Origin of the sequence: Streptomyces rimosus subsp. rimosus, from assembly GCF_000720725.1 — a bacterium.
GTDB lineage: Bacteria > Actinomycetota > Actinomycetes > Streptomycetales > Streptomycetaceae > Streptomyces > Streptomyces rimosus_A.
Genome location: NZ_JOCQ01000001.1, coordinates 1 through 15,879 on the forward strand (window position 1 = coordinate 1; position 15,879 = coordinate 15,879).

Consider the following 15,879-nt stretch of genomic DNA (forward strand, 5'->3'; position numbering starts at 1 on the left):
GACTTCTCCCGTGTCCCACCCCCACACCCACCGTCCCCGCCCGCAGCAGCTGCCGCACCAACCACGCGCACGCGTCGGCCACCGGATCGCAGTCGTCGAGCAGTACGGTCAGGCCGTGCCGGGCGCAGTGGGCGGCGAGGGTTTGCGGTGGAGTGTCGTACGGCAGGCCCGCCGCCCGGTTGAGGGCCGCGGTGACGCCGTCCTCGGCCACGTTCTCCCGGCAGTCGACCCGGACGAAGCCACCGGGGCGGCCGTCGTGCCACGCGGCCTCCTCCAGAACGGCGCGGGCGAGTGTGCTCTTCCCCACTTTCGCGGGGCCGGTCACGGTCACCAGCGGGGCCCGGGCGAGCAGCCCGCGCAGGGCGCTGTGCTCCGCCGCGCGGCCCGTGATTCCGGGCTGCGGCGGGTCCTCGGCCCCTGCGCTCATCGATCATCCCCGTCCGCGGCACCGCACCGTGCCGCGCTGTCGCCAGTCGGAAAAACACGATGCCCGGAGCCCGAGGCGCGAATCAACCGCATCCCGGCATACCGATCGAGGGAACCTGAACCCGCCTGTTCGACATCCATATGCCTGGAAGCGCACAACGGGGTGCGCGGACGCGCCGCCGTCCCACATGACGGGCGGCCGGACGGTGCCCCGGGGGGAGCGTCGGCCGGCCGACCGGCTGATCTTATTCTGGTGTCTTTCGCCTGACGGGGCCGAGGGCAGCACCCGCTGTCCGCGCCCGGACATGAGTTTGCGAGGAGTTCGTCCCGATGAAGCGCCTGCGTACCAGTACCGCAGCCGTCGCCGCGGTGAGCCTGCTGGCGATGGGGCTCGCGGCCGGCTGCGGAACCAAGGACCGGGACGAGGTCGACGCCTCTCATGTGCCGCAGCTGCGTCCGCAGGCGCGCGAGGCGAGCAGCGGCACCGCCAAGGTGGTCCAGCCCACCGGACCGCGGTCGAACTTCGTGACCGAGCGCACCACCGGCGACGACGGCACGAGGATAGTCAAGACCCGCTGGCACGGGAAGAAATCCGGATTCACCGGCGACATATGGTCCTGGGTGCCGCCGCAGTACAACCAGCCGCAGTACGCGAAGAGCGCTTTTCCGGTTCTCATCGCGCTGCCCGGCTCGTACGGCTACCCGAACAACTACTGGATCGGCGGCGACTTCAAGCTGGAGGAGAAGATCGCCGAATGGTCGCAGTCCGGCAAGACGCTGCCGTTCATCCTGGTGATGCCGGTCCTGAACCCGAAGAAGAAGTACTACGACGGCAGTGACATCCCCGGCCAGCCGAAGATGGGTACCTGGCTGACGGAGGACGTCCCGGCTTTCGCCCGCGCCAATTACCGTACGTACGACCACCGTGACGGATGGGCGTTCATGGGCTCCTCCTCGGGCGGTTTCGCGGGCCTGAAGGCCGTGCTGAAGAACCCGAGGAAATTCAAGGCGGTCATCGCGAACGGCCCCGACACCCTGCCGGATTCCCCCATGTGGAACGGCCACCCCAAGGAGAAGCGCGCCAACGACCCGCGCTGGCTGGCCGAGCAGCTGAAGACCAAGGGCGGCCCCGACGTCTATCTCGCCTTCGAGCTGGGCTCGAAGGAGGTGGCCGTGCCGTACGTGAAGAAGTTCATCAAGGAACACACCGGCGGCCCGATCCACCACACGCTGTTCGAGATCCCCGACGGCCGGCACAGCGGCCACACCTACATCCAGCGCATGCCGGAGTCGCTGCACTGGATCAGCGAGCAGATGCTGGGCCCGGTACCGGCGCAGCCCCGCACCAAGTCCTGAGAGGGGCTGGTCCGGCCCCGGACCTGGCCCTGGACCGGCCCCGGCCCGGCTCCGGCCTCGGTGTCAGTGGCGCTGTCCGCGCAACGTGGGTGGAGTTTGCGCGGATCGCCGTGGGGTCTGCCCCTACTGCCAGAGGTCAGCTCCATCGCGCCCACTGCTGTCCATCGTCAGGAGGTCTTCATGCAGGCCGGACAGAGCTCGCCCGGTCGGGGAGCCGTCTTCGCCCGACTCCATGACGACCCAGCCGACATCCACACCCGGCGTGTCCATATCGCAGCCGGCGTCCAGCGCGTCGAGCGTGACGAACACCGCCTCATAGGCAACGGCTCGGGCCACGCGACCAAGATCCTCCCTGTCCGCCCCGGCGGCCAGAAGGCGTTGGGCAGCAGGTAGTTGTTCGAGCGAGCCCGGGGCGGACCAACCGTCGATCGCATCCCGCCACAGGCTCCGCAGCAGCACATATCGCGCGAGCTGCGGGAGGTCTTCCAGGACCTCCGACTTGATCAGGTCGGCAGAATCGGTTACGCCGAGCGCGCCGAACCGGGCACCCAGCGACTGCGCAACGGCTCTGCTCGGCACGTCCAGGCTGTTCAGCCACTCTTGTTGTATTGGTTGAGGATCACTCATCGCAACAGAATGCCTCACGGTCGGAGGACAGGGCCGACCGGTGCCGACCGGTGCATCTCCCCTGGTGCATCAGCCACTGTGGTTCACGGAACTGCGTGACCATTGGTAACCATTGGTACGGCGGACTGCTTACAGCAGTCCCCCCAGCGGCCGCACGCGTTCGGCGAGCCGGCCGCGCAGCCGGTGCGTGGTGGTGTCGGTCTCGCTGAGCCAGTCGGCGGTGATCAGCAGTGCGGCGTGCTCGGCGACCTGGCCGGGGTGCAGGGTGCAGAAGGCGGCGGTCCGGTCGAGGTCCAGCCCGTCGTCCTCCGCGTGTCCGAGGCGGCCGTCGGGGCGGGTGTGGGCGGCGGTGTACAGGGCCAGGAGCCGGGTCGGGGTGCCCAGTTTCTTCTTGCGGAGCTTGCGGTCACCCAGCACCTTCTGGGCCCAGCCGGAGATCCTGGAGCGGGTGATCTTGCCGAAGGCGAACGGACGGGACTGCTCGGACAGCAGGGCCGTGACGGTGAAGGTGGTGGCGTCCTCGGGCCGGGAGGCCATGACGTCGGCGATGGTGCCGGGCAGGCGCAGCCAGTCGGCGTCGACCAGTTGCTGAAGCACCCGTTCGGCGTCGTTGTGGAGCCAGCCGGTCAGATCCTGGCCGGTCACGTTGCCGGTGCCGTCCCGCGCGGCCCGCAGGGCGAGCATGAGCACCGCCAGGCGCACTTCGGCCTGCGGGTGCGGGGCGTGAGCGGCGGCGTAGTCCAGCACGGTACGGGCACTGGCGGCCTGCGTGCGGGTCAGCAGCTGCTCCGTCATCGGACCGCCGCGGTTCGCGTGCATGTCGCGGGTGGTCTGCGCGGCCTGCTCGGCGCGCTGCGCCTCGTGGTGCAGGGAGGGGTCGCCGCTGATGTCGGCCCACAGGCTGAAAGCGCGGGCCTTGCGGTCGTGGAGTTCGGCCAGGAGCGTGAGGTCGGGCTCGGGGCGCTGCTGGTAGGCGCGGAAGGCGTCTCCGAGTTCGATGAGTTCCACCCGGAGGACCTCGGGTTCGAGGTTGTACGGCACGAGCCGCTGCGCGATCTTTCCCCAGCGTTTCGTTCGCGGTGCGGCGGCGCGGGCCGGGGGGACCTTCGCCGGGGCGGCGGCCGGGGAAGGCGGGGCATCGGTCGCGGGGGAGGGGGAAGGAGAGGGGGAGAGGAAGGTGGATGGGGCGGGGGTGTGGTCGGAGAAGACCGCGGCCATGCACTCTCCTGCCGGACCGCGGACGGACTCCTGTCCTGCCACATCGTGGACGGACTCCTGCCCTGCCGCACCGCGGGCGGACCCCTGGGGCCCGGTCGGCGCTGCCGCTGTCCGGCCGACTCCGGACGGGGCGGTGCGGGCGGAGGGCGGGGGCAGGGCGGTGTCCAGGACGCGGCAGCCGGGGGTGGCGGCCGCGCAGCGGGCACACGTCTCGGCGATCCGCCACAGCCGTCCGGCCCGGTCCGCGTACACAGCCAGGACCACCGGGCCGCCGCACCGTGGAGCCTCTGCCGGCGGCCGCGACCCGCCGCGGTGCCCGGCGTCGGGGTCGGGGGTGTGCCAGGCGCAGTCGGCGGCGCGGCAGGCGCACCACGCCTCGGCGCGCGGCCCGCCGCCTGCGCGGATGTGGGCCAGGTGCGCGTTGACGTGGCCGACCGCGGCCTTGCGGCCGGCAGCGGCGCCCCCGGGAAAGTGCTGATCAGGGCAGGCCGGACGAGAGCAGGAGAGCTTCACCGTGCCGGCGGCAGGGCGGCCGTGGGGGGCCAGGCGTACCGTCCACACCCGCCCCGCCAAATGTTCTCCCTGCCGCGCGTCGGCTTCCACCGCCATGTAGATACCCCCAACGTTGCTTGAGCCGCTTTCCCGGGCGGGCCCCATCATCGGTGACAACGGCCGCCCACCCGCGGAAGCGTGGGAATTCCCGGTCCTGTGTTGGACGGGCCCCTGCCCTGCGGGCCTTGCGCGAGCAACTCGCCGATGATGTGACCGCCGTCTGTCCTGCTCAACGACGATCCCCCCGAATCGTGGTCATCGAGACGGATTGCAGTCGTGCCCGGGTGAGGTTGCAGGTGGCTGTAGTACGTCGGTGCTGCCCAACGTGCCCCCGGTGACGGGGCGTTGGTGAGGCATGGTCAGGCTGGGGTCACCCCCACCAACAGCCCGCCCCCAGCCCCCGCTGCCCCATCGCCTAGCCTGCCACCAGGCGCGACGACCGACCCGGCGATGAGGAGTACGGCCATGGAGCAGCGAGCGTTGATTGCGGGTGTGGGCGGGAAGGAGCCGGATGTCGATGCGGGGGCTTTTGCGGCGCCCACCTCGGTGGTGGTCGGCGAGGTAACCCTCGCCCCGGGCGCGAGCGTCTGGTACCACGCGGTGCTGCGTGCCGACTGCGGTCCGATCGTGCTGGGGGCGGACAGCAATATCCAGGACAACTGCACGGTGCACGTCGATCCCGGGTTCCCCGTGACGGTCGGGGAGCGGGTTTCGGTGGGGCACAACGCGGTGCTGCACGGGTGCACGGTCGAGGACGACGTACTGATCGGGATGGGTGCCACGGTTCTCAACGGCGCGCATATCGGTGCCGGATCGCTCGTCGCGGCACAGGCGCTGGTGCCGCAGGGGATGCGGGTGCCGCCGGGGTCGCTGGTTGCCGGGGTGCCGGCCAAGGTCAGGCGGGAGCTGACGGAGGAGGAGCGGGACGGTATCCGGCTCAACGCCACGATGTACGTCGAGCTGGCCAAGAGCCACCGCGCGGCGGCCGAGGAGGGGTAGCGCCGGGGCGGCCTTCGCACGGACGAGAACCGGACGGCGTGTGGCGTGGGCGGTCGGACGAAAACCGGATGGCGTGTGGCGTTGGCGGTCGAACGAAGACCGGACGGCATGTGGCGTGGGCGGTGTCCGTTCCCCCTGCGTGCCGTACGTATCGGCACCACCATCGAAGACATGGCCCCCTCCGGCGCACTGCCCACGCTCAGCCCCATGCTCGCCACCCCCGGCCCGCTGCCCGCGGCCGGGGAGGAGGACCAGTGGGCGTTCGAGGCGAAGTGGGACGGGGCGCGGTGTCTCGGGCGGGCGTCGGGTGACGGGGCGCTGCGGCTGGTCACCCGGGCCGGGAACGACGCGACGGCGACGTACCCCGAGCTGGCGCCGCTCGGTGAACGGCTGCGGGGCCGGTCCGCGGTTCTGGACGGCGAGGTGGTGGTCCTGGACGCGGCGGGACGGCCGGATTTCGGGCTGCTGCAACGGCGGATGGGTGTCACCAGCAGGCGTCGCGCGACCAGCCTGGCCATGGACCACCCGGTCCATCTCGTCCTGTTCGACGTGCTGTACCTCGACGGGCGGCCGCTCCTGGAACTCCCGTACGTGGAGCGCCGCGCCCTCCTGGCGGAGCTGGGGCTCGGCGAGGGGCCGCACTGGTCGGTCCCGGCGTATGTGACCGGCCACGCGCGCGAGACGTGGGAGGCGACCCTGGACGCCGGCTTCGAGGGGGTCGTCGCCAAACGGCTGACGTCGCGCTACGCCCCCGGTGTCCGGTCGGCCGAGTGGCGCAAGACGAAGCACCTGGTGACCCTCGACGTGGTCATCGGCGGCTGGACGGAGGGCCGCGGAGGCCTGTCCGGGCTGCCCGGAGCCGTACTGGCGGGCCTGGACGAGCCGGACGGGCTGCGCTACGTCGGATCGGTCGGATCGGGGCTCTCCGGCCGCGAACGCCGGGAACTCGCCGCGTACTTGGCGGTCGTACGGCGGGACACCCCGCCCTTCGTCAACCCGGTCGACGTGCAGGGCGCCCACTGGGCCGAGCCGCGGCTCGTCGCCGAGGTCACCTTCAGCGGCTGGACCTCCGCCGGTCGCCTCCGGCAGCCGACCTGGCACCGGCTGCGGCCGGATCTCACCCGACTGGACTGAGCGGGCCGGGCGGGTTCCGGGACGGTGGCCGATGCCGGTGTGCACATGTGTATGTGCTCCGCAACTCGCGGGGCGGGCTTTGCGGTTGTCACGGTGACCGGCTTGTACGCGGGGGCGTTGCGCCGGCCAGGCACTTCTCCGAGTGCTGAGGGCCGGGGCCGCGGCCCGGAAGATCTTCGGCGCGCACGACCGGTGGAGTGGTCGCGCTCACCCGGTGGTTTGCCGTTTCGCCGCAGGGTGACCCGTGAAGCTACGTGAAACTCCAGCCAGCGTGTACGACCGGCAAGGAAGGGAGCGGCCATGCCCTTGCTCGCCGCCCTCTGGCCTTTGGCGATGCTCGGACTCGTGATTGCCCTGGGCCGGTACGAAGAAGCCCTCCTCCGCCCCCGCCGTCCCCGGCGACCGCCCTCGGCCGAGCCGCAGGCCGCGGTCACCCGTGGCCGGCAGTACCGCAGGCCGCGCCCGTACGGGCGGGCCGCCTCCATCGACCGCTACCGGCACTCCGCGCCTCCCCACCGGCTGCCCGCGCATCCGTTGGTCTTCAAGGAGGGCGCGCCGCAGCGGCTTCCCCGGCGCCACGGGCACCGGCCGTCCTCCTGAGGGCGCAAGAGGGGGAGAGGCGTCCTCCTGAGGGCGCAAGTGGGAGGAGAGGCGGCGCCGGCGGCTGTGTTCTCAACCGGTCCGGCGCCTGCCTTCCGGCGGCCGCTTGCGGAAGGCTGGGAGACGGGTAACTCGCCACACCAGTCGGTAAACACCTCATTTGTGTGACGGTCCGGCCGCGCCCGGCCGCGCCCGGCCGCGGTTACGCCGCGGCGAGGGCGTCCGCGAGCGAGCTGTGCAGCGGGATGGTGCGGTGTACACCGGTCAGGCGGAACGCCTTGCGGACCATGGGCCGGTCCGCGGCCACGCTCAGCGTCACGCCGCGCTCCCGCGCGGTCCGCTGGCAGCGCAGCAGGGTCTGCAGCCCGGCCACGGTGATGATGGGCGCGCGCAGGTCGATGACAACGCCGTTGGCGGGCGGAGCGTGCAGGAGGCCCTGGAGGCCGGCGGCCATCTGGTGGTTGTTGGCGATGTCGATGATCTCGGGGACCTCTATCACGAGGCGGTCGGCGATGCGGTAGGTCGACAGGTTCATGGTGACTCCGGCACGGGGCGCGGACGCCCGGTGTGGCTTGATGACGATGACGGGAGGGCGGGGTCCGGGCCCGGGTCGGGATGGTGCGGGCGGTGCGCGGCGTGCGGCCCGCAAGCCGGTACGCCGTGGCCCGTGGCGTCGCCGTACGGGCGAAGCGGCGTCAGTCGGCCGGTGCCCGGTCGGGTGGCGGGCGGTGCGGCAGGAGGGGCGCCGCACCGCCGCCGGGTCTGGCGCGGGCCGCGGAGGTGCCGTGGCGGAGCACGGCGCCCGGCCACCAGTCGTGGCTGCCGTGTTCCAGATGGCGCAGCAGTACGCCTTCGCGCAGCGCCCACGGGCAGACGGTCACCCGGTCGGCGCCCATCGCCTTCATCGCCTGGTGGGCGACGACGGCCCCGGCCGGCGCCTGGCGGCTGCGGGCGGCGGAGATGCCCGGCAGCGCGGCCCGCTCGTCCGCGGGCAGCGCCGCCAGCTGCCGGACCGCCTGCTTCAGATCCCGGCGGGCCAGGTGGCGCGCGACGAACGGGCCGTCGCGGCCGGGCGCGGCCCCGCAGAGTCGCGCCAGCTGCTGGAACGTACGGGAAGTGGCCACGAACGTGTGCGGCTCCTCCCAGCGCACTCGCGCCGCCACGTCCTTGAGCGCGCCGCGCACGTGGCGGCGCAGCTCCCGCAGCGCCTCGCGGTCCGGCCGGCCGGCGCCGGGCAGGAACTCCCGCGTCAGGCGCCCCGCACCCAACGGGAGGGAGCAGACGAAATCGGGCCGGGCGCCGCGGCCGAACGCGACCTCCAGCGAGCCCCCGCCGATGTCCAGCAGCGCCATCGGACCGGCCTGCAGCCCCGTCCAGCGCCGCGCCGCGAGGAACGTCAGCTCCGCCTCCACCTCGCCGGGCAGCACCGCCAGCCGCATCCCGCTCTCCGCGCGGACCGTCGCCAGCACCTCGTCCCGGTTGGCGGCGTCCCGGACCACGGCCGTGGCATACGCGAACAGCCGGTCGCACTGCCGGCGCTCCGCCTGCTCACGGGCCCGCGCCACCGCGGCGGCCAGCCGCCGCGCGCCTTCCGGGGGCACCGTGCCGTCCCTGGTGACGTGCTCGGCCAGATGGACCCGGTCCTTCAGGGAGTGCGTCGGCAGCGGCACGCCGCCGGCCACTTCGCTGATCAGCAGGTGTACGGAATTCGATCCGGCGTCCAGGACGGCTAGGCGCATGTTTGTGCGGATACCCCTTCTGGCGCGATTCAGTGCTCGCGTCCCAGCCAGATCCGGCGGCTGCCGGTGGACGCGGGCGTTCCGCGTATCGGGCGTTCCCGCACGGGGAGGGACCGGACCGGGCCGGCGGGGTGTCGTGCCGCCCGGCGCGATTCGGCCGGTGCGCGCCCCAGTGCGCGCCCGTACCCCTGCCGGGTGCTTGACAGGGCGGTTCCGGGATACCCGGGGGTGGTTCATACCGGTCCAGTATCGGCGGCCGGTACGGGCCGCCGAGGGGGGAGCCCGCCATGTCACCGGCCGACAGGGAAGAACTCCTGATCGCCGCCCTGCTCGAACTCGCCGACCCGGGCGGTGGACGGAACGCGGCCGGCCCGGTGGAACGGCTGGCCGCGTACTGCCTGCGGCTGCCCGGGGTACAGGCGGGCTGTGTGCTGCTCGCCGACGAGCGGGGAGCGCCCGTGACGGCGACGAGCCGCGGCGGCGCGGACGACCGTCTGGAGCGGGTCCAGCTCGAACTCGACGAGGGCCCCTGCCGGGACACCTGCCGTACGGGGGTGACCCTGACCGACGTCCCGCTGCGCCACCCGGACGCCCGCGCCCGCTGGCCGCACTTCACCGCCCAGGCCCTCCACGAGGGCTACAGCGCCACCACGGCCCTGCCCGTGCGCTACCGGGACCGCCGCCTGGGCGCCCTCAACCTCTTCCACCAGCACGGCGCGCTGACCAGCAGGGAGGTCGCGCTCGGGCAGGCGCTGGCCGACGCCGTCGGCATCGGACTGGCGTACCGGCAGGACCTGCACGGCCTCCGGAACCGGACCGGGCAGCTCCAGACCGCCCTGGTCAGCCGCGTCCTGATCGAACAGGCCAAGGGCGCGCTCGCCGAGCGGCTGGGCCGCACACCGGACGAGGCGTTCTCGCTGATGCGCCGGTACGCCCGCGCGCACCAGACCAAGCTGACCGAGGTCGCCCGCCGGATCATCACCGGCCCCGCCGACTCCGGCCCCTTCGCGCGCTCCGGACGCCGCTGACCGGCGTATGCCGAAGGGGCTGGTCGGCTGACCGGCGTACGCCGCAGGGGCCGGTCACCCGGCCGGCGGGGCGCTCCGTTCGCTCTCGGCTTCGGGCCCGTTTCGTGACAGGGGCAACGGGCACTCCGTAATCCATGGCACGGGAGGGCTCGGACGTGCGGGGTGGGGACGAGTAGAAGCAGTGAGTCCTGGAGGCATAACAGCAATGGATCACGGTACGAACAAGACCGGCCCGGCCCGGGACGACATGATGAAGAAGCAGCTTCAGGGCGAATTGAAGGCCGACCGCGCGCTGCGCGCGGAAGAGGAACACGAAATGGAACCCGCGGGCGAGGACCAGCCCGCCGTGGACCGGACCGCCGGCGGTCCCGCGCCCGGCAGCACTCCGGACGGACTGACGCCCGAGGCCGTCGCGATCCGTACGGAACTCGCCCAGCACCTGGGCCGCAGTGTGTATCCGGCCGACCGCGACACCATCATCGGCACGCTCCGGCAGAACCACGCCCCGGACCGGCTGGTCGAACTGGCCGAACGCCTTCCGGGCGACGAGCGGTACGAGAACGCACAGCGCATCGTGGAATCGCTGGGGCTCGGCAGGTAAACGCACGCCCGTACCGAGAACACCCCGACCGACCGTCCGCGCGCTGGAAAGGGAGCTGCCATGTCCGATGAATCGATGGGCGACGAGGTCTACCAGCCGACCGCGTCCGACAAGCAGGGAACGTCCGACGAACTCGATATGGAAGACGCTCTCGACGAACCGGACTACGACGAGATGCTGGACCAGGGCTATTCGCCGCCCGAAAAGCCGCTGGCCGTGAACCAGTCGGGCACCACCGCGAACGAACAGCGGACGGGCGAGAGCCTCGACGAACGGCTCGCCAAGGAGCAGCCGGACGTCGAGCCGCCGGACGACGACGGCATCGGCGACCAGCCGGACGCCGAGGGCGAACCCGTGGACCGCCAGGTGGGTGACGAGCGCGCCGGACGGATGACCGGCACCGACGAGGGCGACGCGCTGCGGCTGCGCGACGACGAGGTGGGCCGCGACGTCGGCATCGACGGCGGCGCCGCGTCGGCGGAGGAGGCCGCCGTCCACATCGTCGACGACCCCGACCTCTCGCGCTGAGCCGGGCGGCGGCCTGCTGGCGGATGCCGTCCCGCCGCCCCGGCGGACGGGCCGGTCAGGAAGCCTTCGCGTGGCTCCGGCCGCCGCTGCCGGACAGGGCGTCGAGGAGTTCGTCACGCGTCATCGAGGACCGGCCGGGAAGGCCGGCCTCGGTGGCGCGTTCGTACAGCTCGGCCTTGTTCAGTTCCGTGAGGTCCTCGGTGCGCGAAGCCTTGCGGGCCGTGCCGGCAGAGTGGCCTTTTCCGCGACGCCGCTGTGTCGGCCCCGATTTCTTGCCTTTCTTCCCGCCCCGGGCCGAATCGACGCTGGCCTGCAAAGCGCTCATCAGATCCACGACATTGGTCGACTCCGGCGGCTCCTGGGCCTTCTCCACCGTCTCGCCCTTGCGTTTGGCCTCGATGAGCCGGCGCACCTGCTCCTGATACGTGTCGTGGTAGTCCTCCGGGCGCCATGCGGTGCCCAGCGCCTCGATGAGCTGTACCGCCGTCTTCAGCTCCCGGTCCGGGATCTTCGTACGGCCCGGCAGGTCGCCGATCTCATCGTGCGGATCGCGGATCTCGTCCGCCCAGTGCAGGGTGTGCAGGGCCAGGATGTCCGCCTCCGCCTTCACCGCGACCAGATAGGCGCGATTGCGCATGACGAAGGTGGCGATACCGGCTTTGTCGGTCTCCTGGAGAGCCTTGTGCAGCAGGGCGTACACCTTGGCGTAATCCTTGCCCCGCGGGCCGAGGTAGTACGTGGTGGCGAAATAGACCGGCTCGATCGCGTCCAGGTCCACGAAACCGCCGATCTCCAGCGCCCTGGACCGGCCCGGCGCGATGTCGTCCAGTTCCTCGGGCTCGACCAGGACATAGCTGTCACCCGCGTCGACCCCTTTGACGATCTCCTCGGCGGGCACCTCTTTCCCGGTGCGCTCGTTCACCCGCTTGTTGCGGATCCGGTCGGACGTCCCGCGCTGGATCTGGTGGAAATGCACGGTGTGGCTCTCCGTCGCCGCGTACATCCGTACCGGCAGATTGACCAGCCCGAAGGACAGGGACCCGCTCCAAATGGCTCGTGCCATGGTCTGCACCACCTCCGGGACCATCGCACGCCGGATACCGGCCGTCCGCATCCCGGCGGCGCCCGGGACACAAACGGCGGCACGCGGTAGGGAAGCCGTACGCACGCGGTACGGAAAGCGAAAAGCGTCACGTGTTCGCCGGGGCAGGACGGGTACCGCGTCAGCACATCAGTGTGTGGAGGTATCAACGATGACCGGAAATGATCAGCGCAATCCCGTGGACGAGCACCCGAAGCCGGAATTCCCCCAGCAGGACCAGCCGCATCCCGGCGCGACGGACGCCATGACGCCCCGGCCCGACCACGGGGAGACCTCGTACGAGGGCACCGGCCGGCTGCGCGACCGCCGGACGCTGATCACCGGCGGGGACTCCGGTATCGGCCGGGCCGTCGCGCTCGCCTTCGCCCGGGAAGGGGCGGACGTGGCCTTCACCTACCTGGAGGAAGAGGAGGAGGACGCGAAGGAAACCGTCCGGCTGGTCGAGGACGCGGGGCAGCGGGCCCTCGCGGTGTCGTGCGACGTCCGCGCGGAGGAGCAGTGCCGCGCCCTGGTGGACCGGGTGGTGCGGGAATTCGGCCGTATCGACGTCCTGGTCAACAACGCGGCCTATCAGATGGCGCAGCCGGACGGTATCGAGGGTATTTCGACGGAACAGTTCGACCGGGTGATGCGGACGAATCTCTACGGCATGTTCTGGCTCTCCAAGATGTCGCTGCCGCACATTCCCGAAGGCGGCAGCATCATCAACACGACGTCCGTCCAGGCGTACCAGCCGAGTCCGCAGCTGCTCGACTACGCGACCACCAAGGGCGCCATCGTCACCTTCACCCACGCGCTGGCCGGCCAGCTCGCCGAGCGCGGCATCCGCGTCAACGGGGTGGCCCCCGGACCGGTCTGGACACCGCTGATCCCCTCGACGCTGCCGGACACCACCGGATTCGGCAAGCAGAGCCCGCTCCAGCGGGCCGCCCAGCCCGTGGAAATGGCCCCCGCCTACGTCTTCCTCGCCTCCCAGCAGGCCAGTTACATCACCGCGGAAATCGTCAACGCGACCGGCGGCACACCGCTGCCGTAGCCGAAACGCCGGCACCGGAGCACCATCACCGGAGCATCACCACAGCCGTACCCCGAGCCCAAGGAGGTCCCCATGCTCAGCGCCATCGCCGATGTGCTCCGCGCCATCGGGAACGCGATCGCGACCGTCGTCACCCTCCCCTTCCGCGCTCTCGCCCGCCTCTTCGGCGGCGCTTCGCGCGGTGCCCGGTGAGCCGCCGGGACCGGGCCGGGGCGCAAACCGTCGTCGTCACGGGCGCCAGCGCCGGGATCGGCCGGGCGACGGCCCGGCTCTTCGGCTCCCGCGGCGCCAACGTCGTGCTGCTCGCCCGCGGCCGTACGGGACTGGAGGCGGCCGCCGCCGAGGTCGAGGAGCGGGGCGGCCGGGCCCTGGTGGTGCCCACCGACGTGGCCGAACCGGACCAGGTCGAGGCGGCGGCCCAGGCGGCGGAGGACGCCTTCGGGCCGATCGACGTGTGGGTCAACTGCGCGTTCAGCACGGTGTTCGCGCCGTTCACGGAGGTGACGCCGGAGGAGTACCGGCGCGCCACCGAGGTCACGTACTTCGGGTTCGTCAACGGCACCCGGGCCGCGCTGCGGCGCATGCTGCCGCGGGACGCGGGCGCGATCGTGCAGGTCGGCTCCGCACTCGGCTTCCGCTCCGTACCGCTGCAGTCGGTGTACTGCGGCGCCAAGCACGCCATCAACGGCTTCACGTCCAGCCTGCGCACCGAACTGCTGCACCGGGGGAGCCGGGTGGCGGTCACCGTCGTCCAGATGCCGGCCGTGAACACCCCGCAGTTCGACTGGGTGCTCTCGCGCCTGCCGAAACACCCGCGGCCGGTGGCCCCGGTCTACCAGCCGGAGGTGGCCGCGCGGGCCGTGGTGCACGCGGCGGCCCACCCGCGGCGCAAGCAGTACTACGTCGGCCTTTCCACCGTGGCGACCATCCTCGGCAACCGGATCGCGCCCGCCCTCCTGGACCGCTATCTCGCCCGTACGGGATACGACGCGCAGCAGATGGACGGGCGTCCGGGTACCACCCGGCCGGTGAACCTGTGGGAGCCCGCGGACGGCCCGGACGGCCAGGACCACGGCGCGCACGGCATCTTCGACGACAGCTCCCGCCCGCACGCGCCCCAGGCCGCCCTCGCACGCCACCCCGTCCTCGTCGCGGCTGCCTCGGCGGCGGCCGGAGCGGCGGTCGGCACCGTATTGAAGGCTGTACGGAATCCCGTACTGAAGCCCGTACGGAATCCCGTACGGAATCCCGTACTGAAGGCCGTACGCAACGGTCGGCGCCGCTGACCGGCCGGGTCAGGGCGACGGCGGGTAGCCGTACTGGCGCAGCAGCCGCGCCAGGTGCACCGCGTTCACGGCCACCGTGCGCGTCGAGTCCGCCACCGCCTTCGGACGCTCGTCCAGGTCCTGGAAGTCCGTGGTGTGCTGCGACTCGCCCACCCAATATGTGACGGCGTTGGGCGCCAGCGAGAAGCCCAGGTCGTTGAGGCCCTGGAAGAGGTCGGCGCTCACCTTGTGGGCGCCGTCCTCGTTGCCGACGACGGCCACCGCGCCGACCTTCCCGTACGTCAGCTGCCGCCCCTGGTCGTCGGTCTCGGCGATGTCGGCGTTCATCCGCTCCATGACGCGCTGGCACAGGCTGGAGGGGTGGCCGAGCCAGATCGGGGTGGCCAGCAGCACGATGTCGGCCGCCATGAGCTTGTCGCGCAGCCCCGGCCAGGCGTCCCCGTTGCCCATGTCCACGGCGACACCGGGACGCACGTCGTGGTCGGCGACGCGTACGGATTCGCAGCTCACCCCCAGGTCGCCGAGTTCGGCCAGCACCTGGTCGGCCAGCAGCTGGCTGCTGGAGCGGGTGGGGGAGGGGTTCAGGGTGCAGACGAGGGCCAGAGCCCGGATCATGGCAACTCCTCAGAGGTCGGCAGGGCGCGTGCACGCCGTGGTGCCCCCGGTGGGGACCGTACCCCGGGTTCCCGCGCCCCGCCGTTCGACGCGGGGCGAACGGATGCAGGAGGGATGCAGGAGGGGCGCCGCCGCGCGGCAGGGCTCACTTCTTGTGCGCGTACCGGTGCCGGGCCCAGGCGGGCAGCGCGAACCAGCACAGCAGGAACCACGCCACCAGGCCCGAGACGATCCACGGGACGGCGCTGTCGTGCAGCGCGACACGCAGGATCAGCAGGAACGCCGAGATGACGGTGGCCAGCAGGAGCACCAGTCCGACGATGGTCAGCCGGGAGGCCCACACGACGGTCTCCGGCTTGATGTGCCGCCCGGTGACGAACCGGTGGAAGGCGACGGGGCCGATGAGCGCGCCGGTGGCCGCCGCGCCCAGGCACAGCGTCACCACGTAGATGGCCCGATCGGGCGGCCCGAGGGCGGCGAAGCGGGGCGTGAAGACGACGGTGAGCAGGAAGCCGAAGAGGATCTGCACGCCGGTCTGGGCCACCCGCACCTCTTGCAGCAGTTCGTTCCACCGCCGGTCGGCCCGTTCCTCGGCCGACTCGTGGCGGCCTTCGGAATGCTGCTCCGCAGGTGCCATGAACCAACGATAGGCGGGCGGCCGGGCGCTGTCCCGTCGGCGCCGGGCGGTTCCCGTGGGGCCGACGCACGAGAGGGCGGGGCAGACACAGCTGCCCCGCCCTCCGCTCGCTTGCTGTTAGAAGTGTCCTGCCTTGACGGCTTCGATGAACTCATCCCAAGCCACACGGGAGACAGCGGTGACGGAACCCGGCTTTTTGCTGTCCCGTATCGGGACGTCCCCGGAAAGGGGATTGGCCACCTCTACGCAGTTCCCACCGTTGTTGCTGCTGTAGCTCGATTTCCTCCACTCAGGAGATGGGGCAGCTGCTGCTTTGCTGATCATGTCGACAGTTCCTTCGAGGCTGCGGCGATCATGCTGAGCGACGCGTCCGGAGAGGCGCTGCTGGCCAACAG

Annotated in this window: 19 protein-coding genes; 10 read left to right on the forward strand and 9 right to left on the reverse strand. The window is 71.7% G+C overall.

What is annotated here, in order from left to right; translation table 11 throughout:
• A partial coding sequence (locus IH45_RS0100005; RefSeq protein WP_030659424.1) for an ATP-binding protein occupies window positions 1-427 on the reverse strand: 427 nt, incomplete at its 3' end.
• Window positions 428-756: 329 nt separating this feature from the next.
• Here IH45_RS0100005 and IH45_RS0100010 point away from each other — a divergent pair.
• Window positions 757-1,782 carry an alpha/beta hydrolase gene (locus IH45_RS0100010; protein WP_030659425.1) on the forward strand — a complete coding sequence of 342 codons (1,026 nt, stop codon included), beginning with the start codon at window positions 757-759 and terminating at the stop codon, window positions 1,780-1,782.
• Window positions 1,783-1,905: 123 nt separating this feature from the next.
• On the opposite strand, the gene IH45_RS0100015 is transcribed toward IH45_RS0100010, so the two are convergent.
• Window positions 1,906-2,409, reverse strand: a complete 504-nt coding sequence (locus IH45_RS0100015) for a hypothetical protein (protein ID WP_234440371.1) — start codon at window positions 2,407-2,409, stop codon at window positions 1,906-1,908.
• Window positions 2,410-2,538: 129 nt separating this feature from the next.
• Window positions 2,539-4,236, reverse strand: coding sequence for a hypothetical protein (locus tag IH45_RS0100020; RefSeq protein ID WP_030659430.1), 1,698 nt, complete (start codon window positions 4,234-4,236; stop codon window positions 2,539-2,541).
• 408 nt (window positions 4,237-4,644) lie between these two features.
• Between IH45_RS0100020 and IH45_RS0100025 the strand changes: the two genes are divergently transcribed.
• The 3 genes from IH45_RS0100025 to IH45_RS0100035 all read left to right on the forward strand — a co-directional run bounded on the left by IH45_RS0100025 (window position 4,645) and on the right by IH45_RS0100035 (window position 6,912).
• The gene (locus tag IH45_RS0100025; RefSeq protein ID WP_030659433.1) at window positions 4,645-5,178 is read left to right on the forward strand and encodes a gamma carbonic anhydrase family protein; all 534 of its coding nucleotides are present in this window, start codon (window positions 4,645-4,647) and stop codon (window positions 5,176-5,178) included.
• Between the two features lie 171 nt (window positions 5,179-5,349).
• Window positions 5,350-6,312 carry a non-homologous end-joining DNA ligase gene (ligD, locus tag IH45_RS0100030; protein ID WP_030659434.1) on the forward strand — a complete coding sequence of 321 codons (963 nt, stop codon included), beginning with the start codon at window positions 5,350-5,352 and terminating at the stop codon, window positions 6,310-6,312.
• 300 nt (window positions 6,313-6,612) lie between these two features.
• Entirely contained in the window at window positions 6,613-6,912 is a 300-nt protein-coding gene (locus tag IH45_RS0100035; RefSeq protein ID WP_030659437.1) for a hypothetical protein, read from the forward strand.
• 202 nt (window positions 6,913-7,114) lie between these two features.
• On the opposite strand, the gene IH45_RS0100040 is transcribed toward IH45_RS0100035, so the two are convergent.
• Both IH45_RS0100040 and IH45_RS0100045 read right to left on the reverse strand, forming a co-directional pair.
• Window positions 7,115-7,447, reverse strand: a complete 333-nt coding sequence (locus tag IH45_RS0100040; RefSeq protein ID WP_030659439.1) for an STAS domain-containing protein — start codon at window positions 7,445-7,447, stop codon at window positions 7,115-7,117.
• 160 nt (window positions 7,448-7,607) lie between these two features.
• On the reverse strand, window positions 7,608-8,651 hold the full coding sequence (locus IH45_RS0100045; protein ID WP_030659441.1) for a Ppx/GppA family phosphatase: 1,044 nt from the start codon (window positions 8,649-8,651) through the stop codon (window positions 7,608-7,610).
• 287 nt (window positions 8,652-8,938) lie between these two features.
• Between IH45_RS0100045 and IH45_RS0100050 the strand changes: the two genes are divergently transcribed.
• The 3 genes from IH45_RS0100050 to IH45_RS0100060 all read left to right on the forward strand — a co-directional run bounded on the left by IH45_RS0100050 (window position 8,939) and on the right by IH45_RS0100060 (window position 10,808).
• Entirely contained in the window at window positions 8,939-9,679 is a 741-nt protein-coding gene (locus IH45_RS0100050; protein ID WP_030659444.1) for a GAF and ANTAR domain-containing protein, read from the forward strand.
• Between the two features lie 205 nt (window positions 9,680-9,884).
• Entirely contained in the window at window positions 9,885-10,280 is a 396-nt protein-coding gene (locus IH45_RS0100055; RefSeq protein WP_030659445.1) for a DUF2795 domain-containing protein, read from the forward strand.
• Window positions 10,281-10,340: 60 nt separating this feature from the next.
• On the forward strand, window positions 10,341-10,808 hold the full coding sequence (locus IH45_RS0100060) for a DUF5709 domain-containing protein (RefSeq protein ID WP_030659449.1): 468 nt from the start codon (window positions 10,341-10,343) through the stop codon (window positions 10,806-10,808).
• Between the two features lie 55 nt (window positions 10,809-10,863).
• Here the strand turns inward: IH45_RS0100060 and ku are convergent, their stop codons facing one another.
• On the reverse strand, window positions 10,864-11,871 hold the full coding sequence (gene ku / locus IH45_RS0100065; RefSeq protein ID WP_030659450.1) for a non-homologous end joining protein Ku: 1,008 nt from the start codon (window positions 11,869-11,871) through the stop codon (window positions 10,864-10,866).
• 190 nt (window positions 11,872-12,061) lie between these two features.
• Between ku and IH45_RS0100070 the strand changes: the two genes are divergently transcribed.
• The 3 genes from IH45_RS0100070 (at window position 12,062) to IH45_RS0100080 (ending at window position 14,232) form a co-directional block, all read left to right on the forward strand.
• Complete coding sequence (locus IH45_RS0100070; RefSeq protein ID WP_030659452.1) at window positions 12,062-12,946, forward strand: SDR family oxidoreductase; 885 nt, start codon at window positions 12,062-12,064, stop codon at window positions 12,944-12,946.
• Between the two features lie 72 nt (window positions 12,947-13,018).
• A complete protein-coding gene (locus tag IH45_RS1000000150560; protein WP_003985963.1) occupies window positions 13,019-13,138 on the forward strand; it encodes an LPFR motif small protein in 120 nt (39 codons plus the stop codon).
• Window positions 13,135-14,232, forward strand: coding sequence for an SDR family oxidoreductase (locus IH45_RS0100080; RefSeq protein WP_050514395.1), 1,098 nt, complete (start codon window positions 13,135-13,137; stop codon window positions 14,230-14,232). The genes IH45_RS1000000150560 and IH45_RS0100080 overlap by 4 nt, the downstream gene beginning before the upstream one ends.
• Before the next feature lie 9 nt (window positions 14,233-14,241).
• Here the strand turns inward: IH45_RS0100080 and IH45_RS0100085 are convergent, their stop codons facing one another.
• The 3 genes from IH45_RS0100085 to IH45_RS1000000146040 all read right to left on the reverse strand — a co-directional run bounded on the left by IH45_RS0100085 (window position 14,242) and on the right by IH45_RS1000000146040 (window position 15,808).
• Window positions 14,242-14,847, reverse strand: a complete 606-nt coding sequence (locus IH45_RS0100085) for a flavodoxin family protein (RefSeq protein WP_030659458.1) — start codon at window positions 14,845-14,847, stop codon at window positions 14,242-14,244.
• 145 nt (window positions 14,848-14,992) lie between these two features.
• A complete protein-coding gene (locus tag IH45_RS0100090; protein WP_030659460.1) occupies window positions 14,993-15,484 on the reverse strand; it encodes a DUF6328 family protein in 492 nt (163 codons plus the stop codon).
• A gap of 117 nt (window positions 15,485-15,601) precedes the next feature.
• Complete coding sequence (locus IH45_RS1000000146040; protein ID WP_078897067.1) at window positions 15,602-15,808, reverse strand: DUF397 domain-containing protein; 207 nt, start codon at window positions 15,806-15,808, stop codon at window positions 15,602-15,604.
• Window positions 15,809-15,879 lie beyond the last annotated feature (71 nt).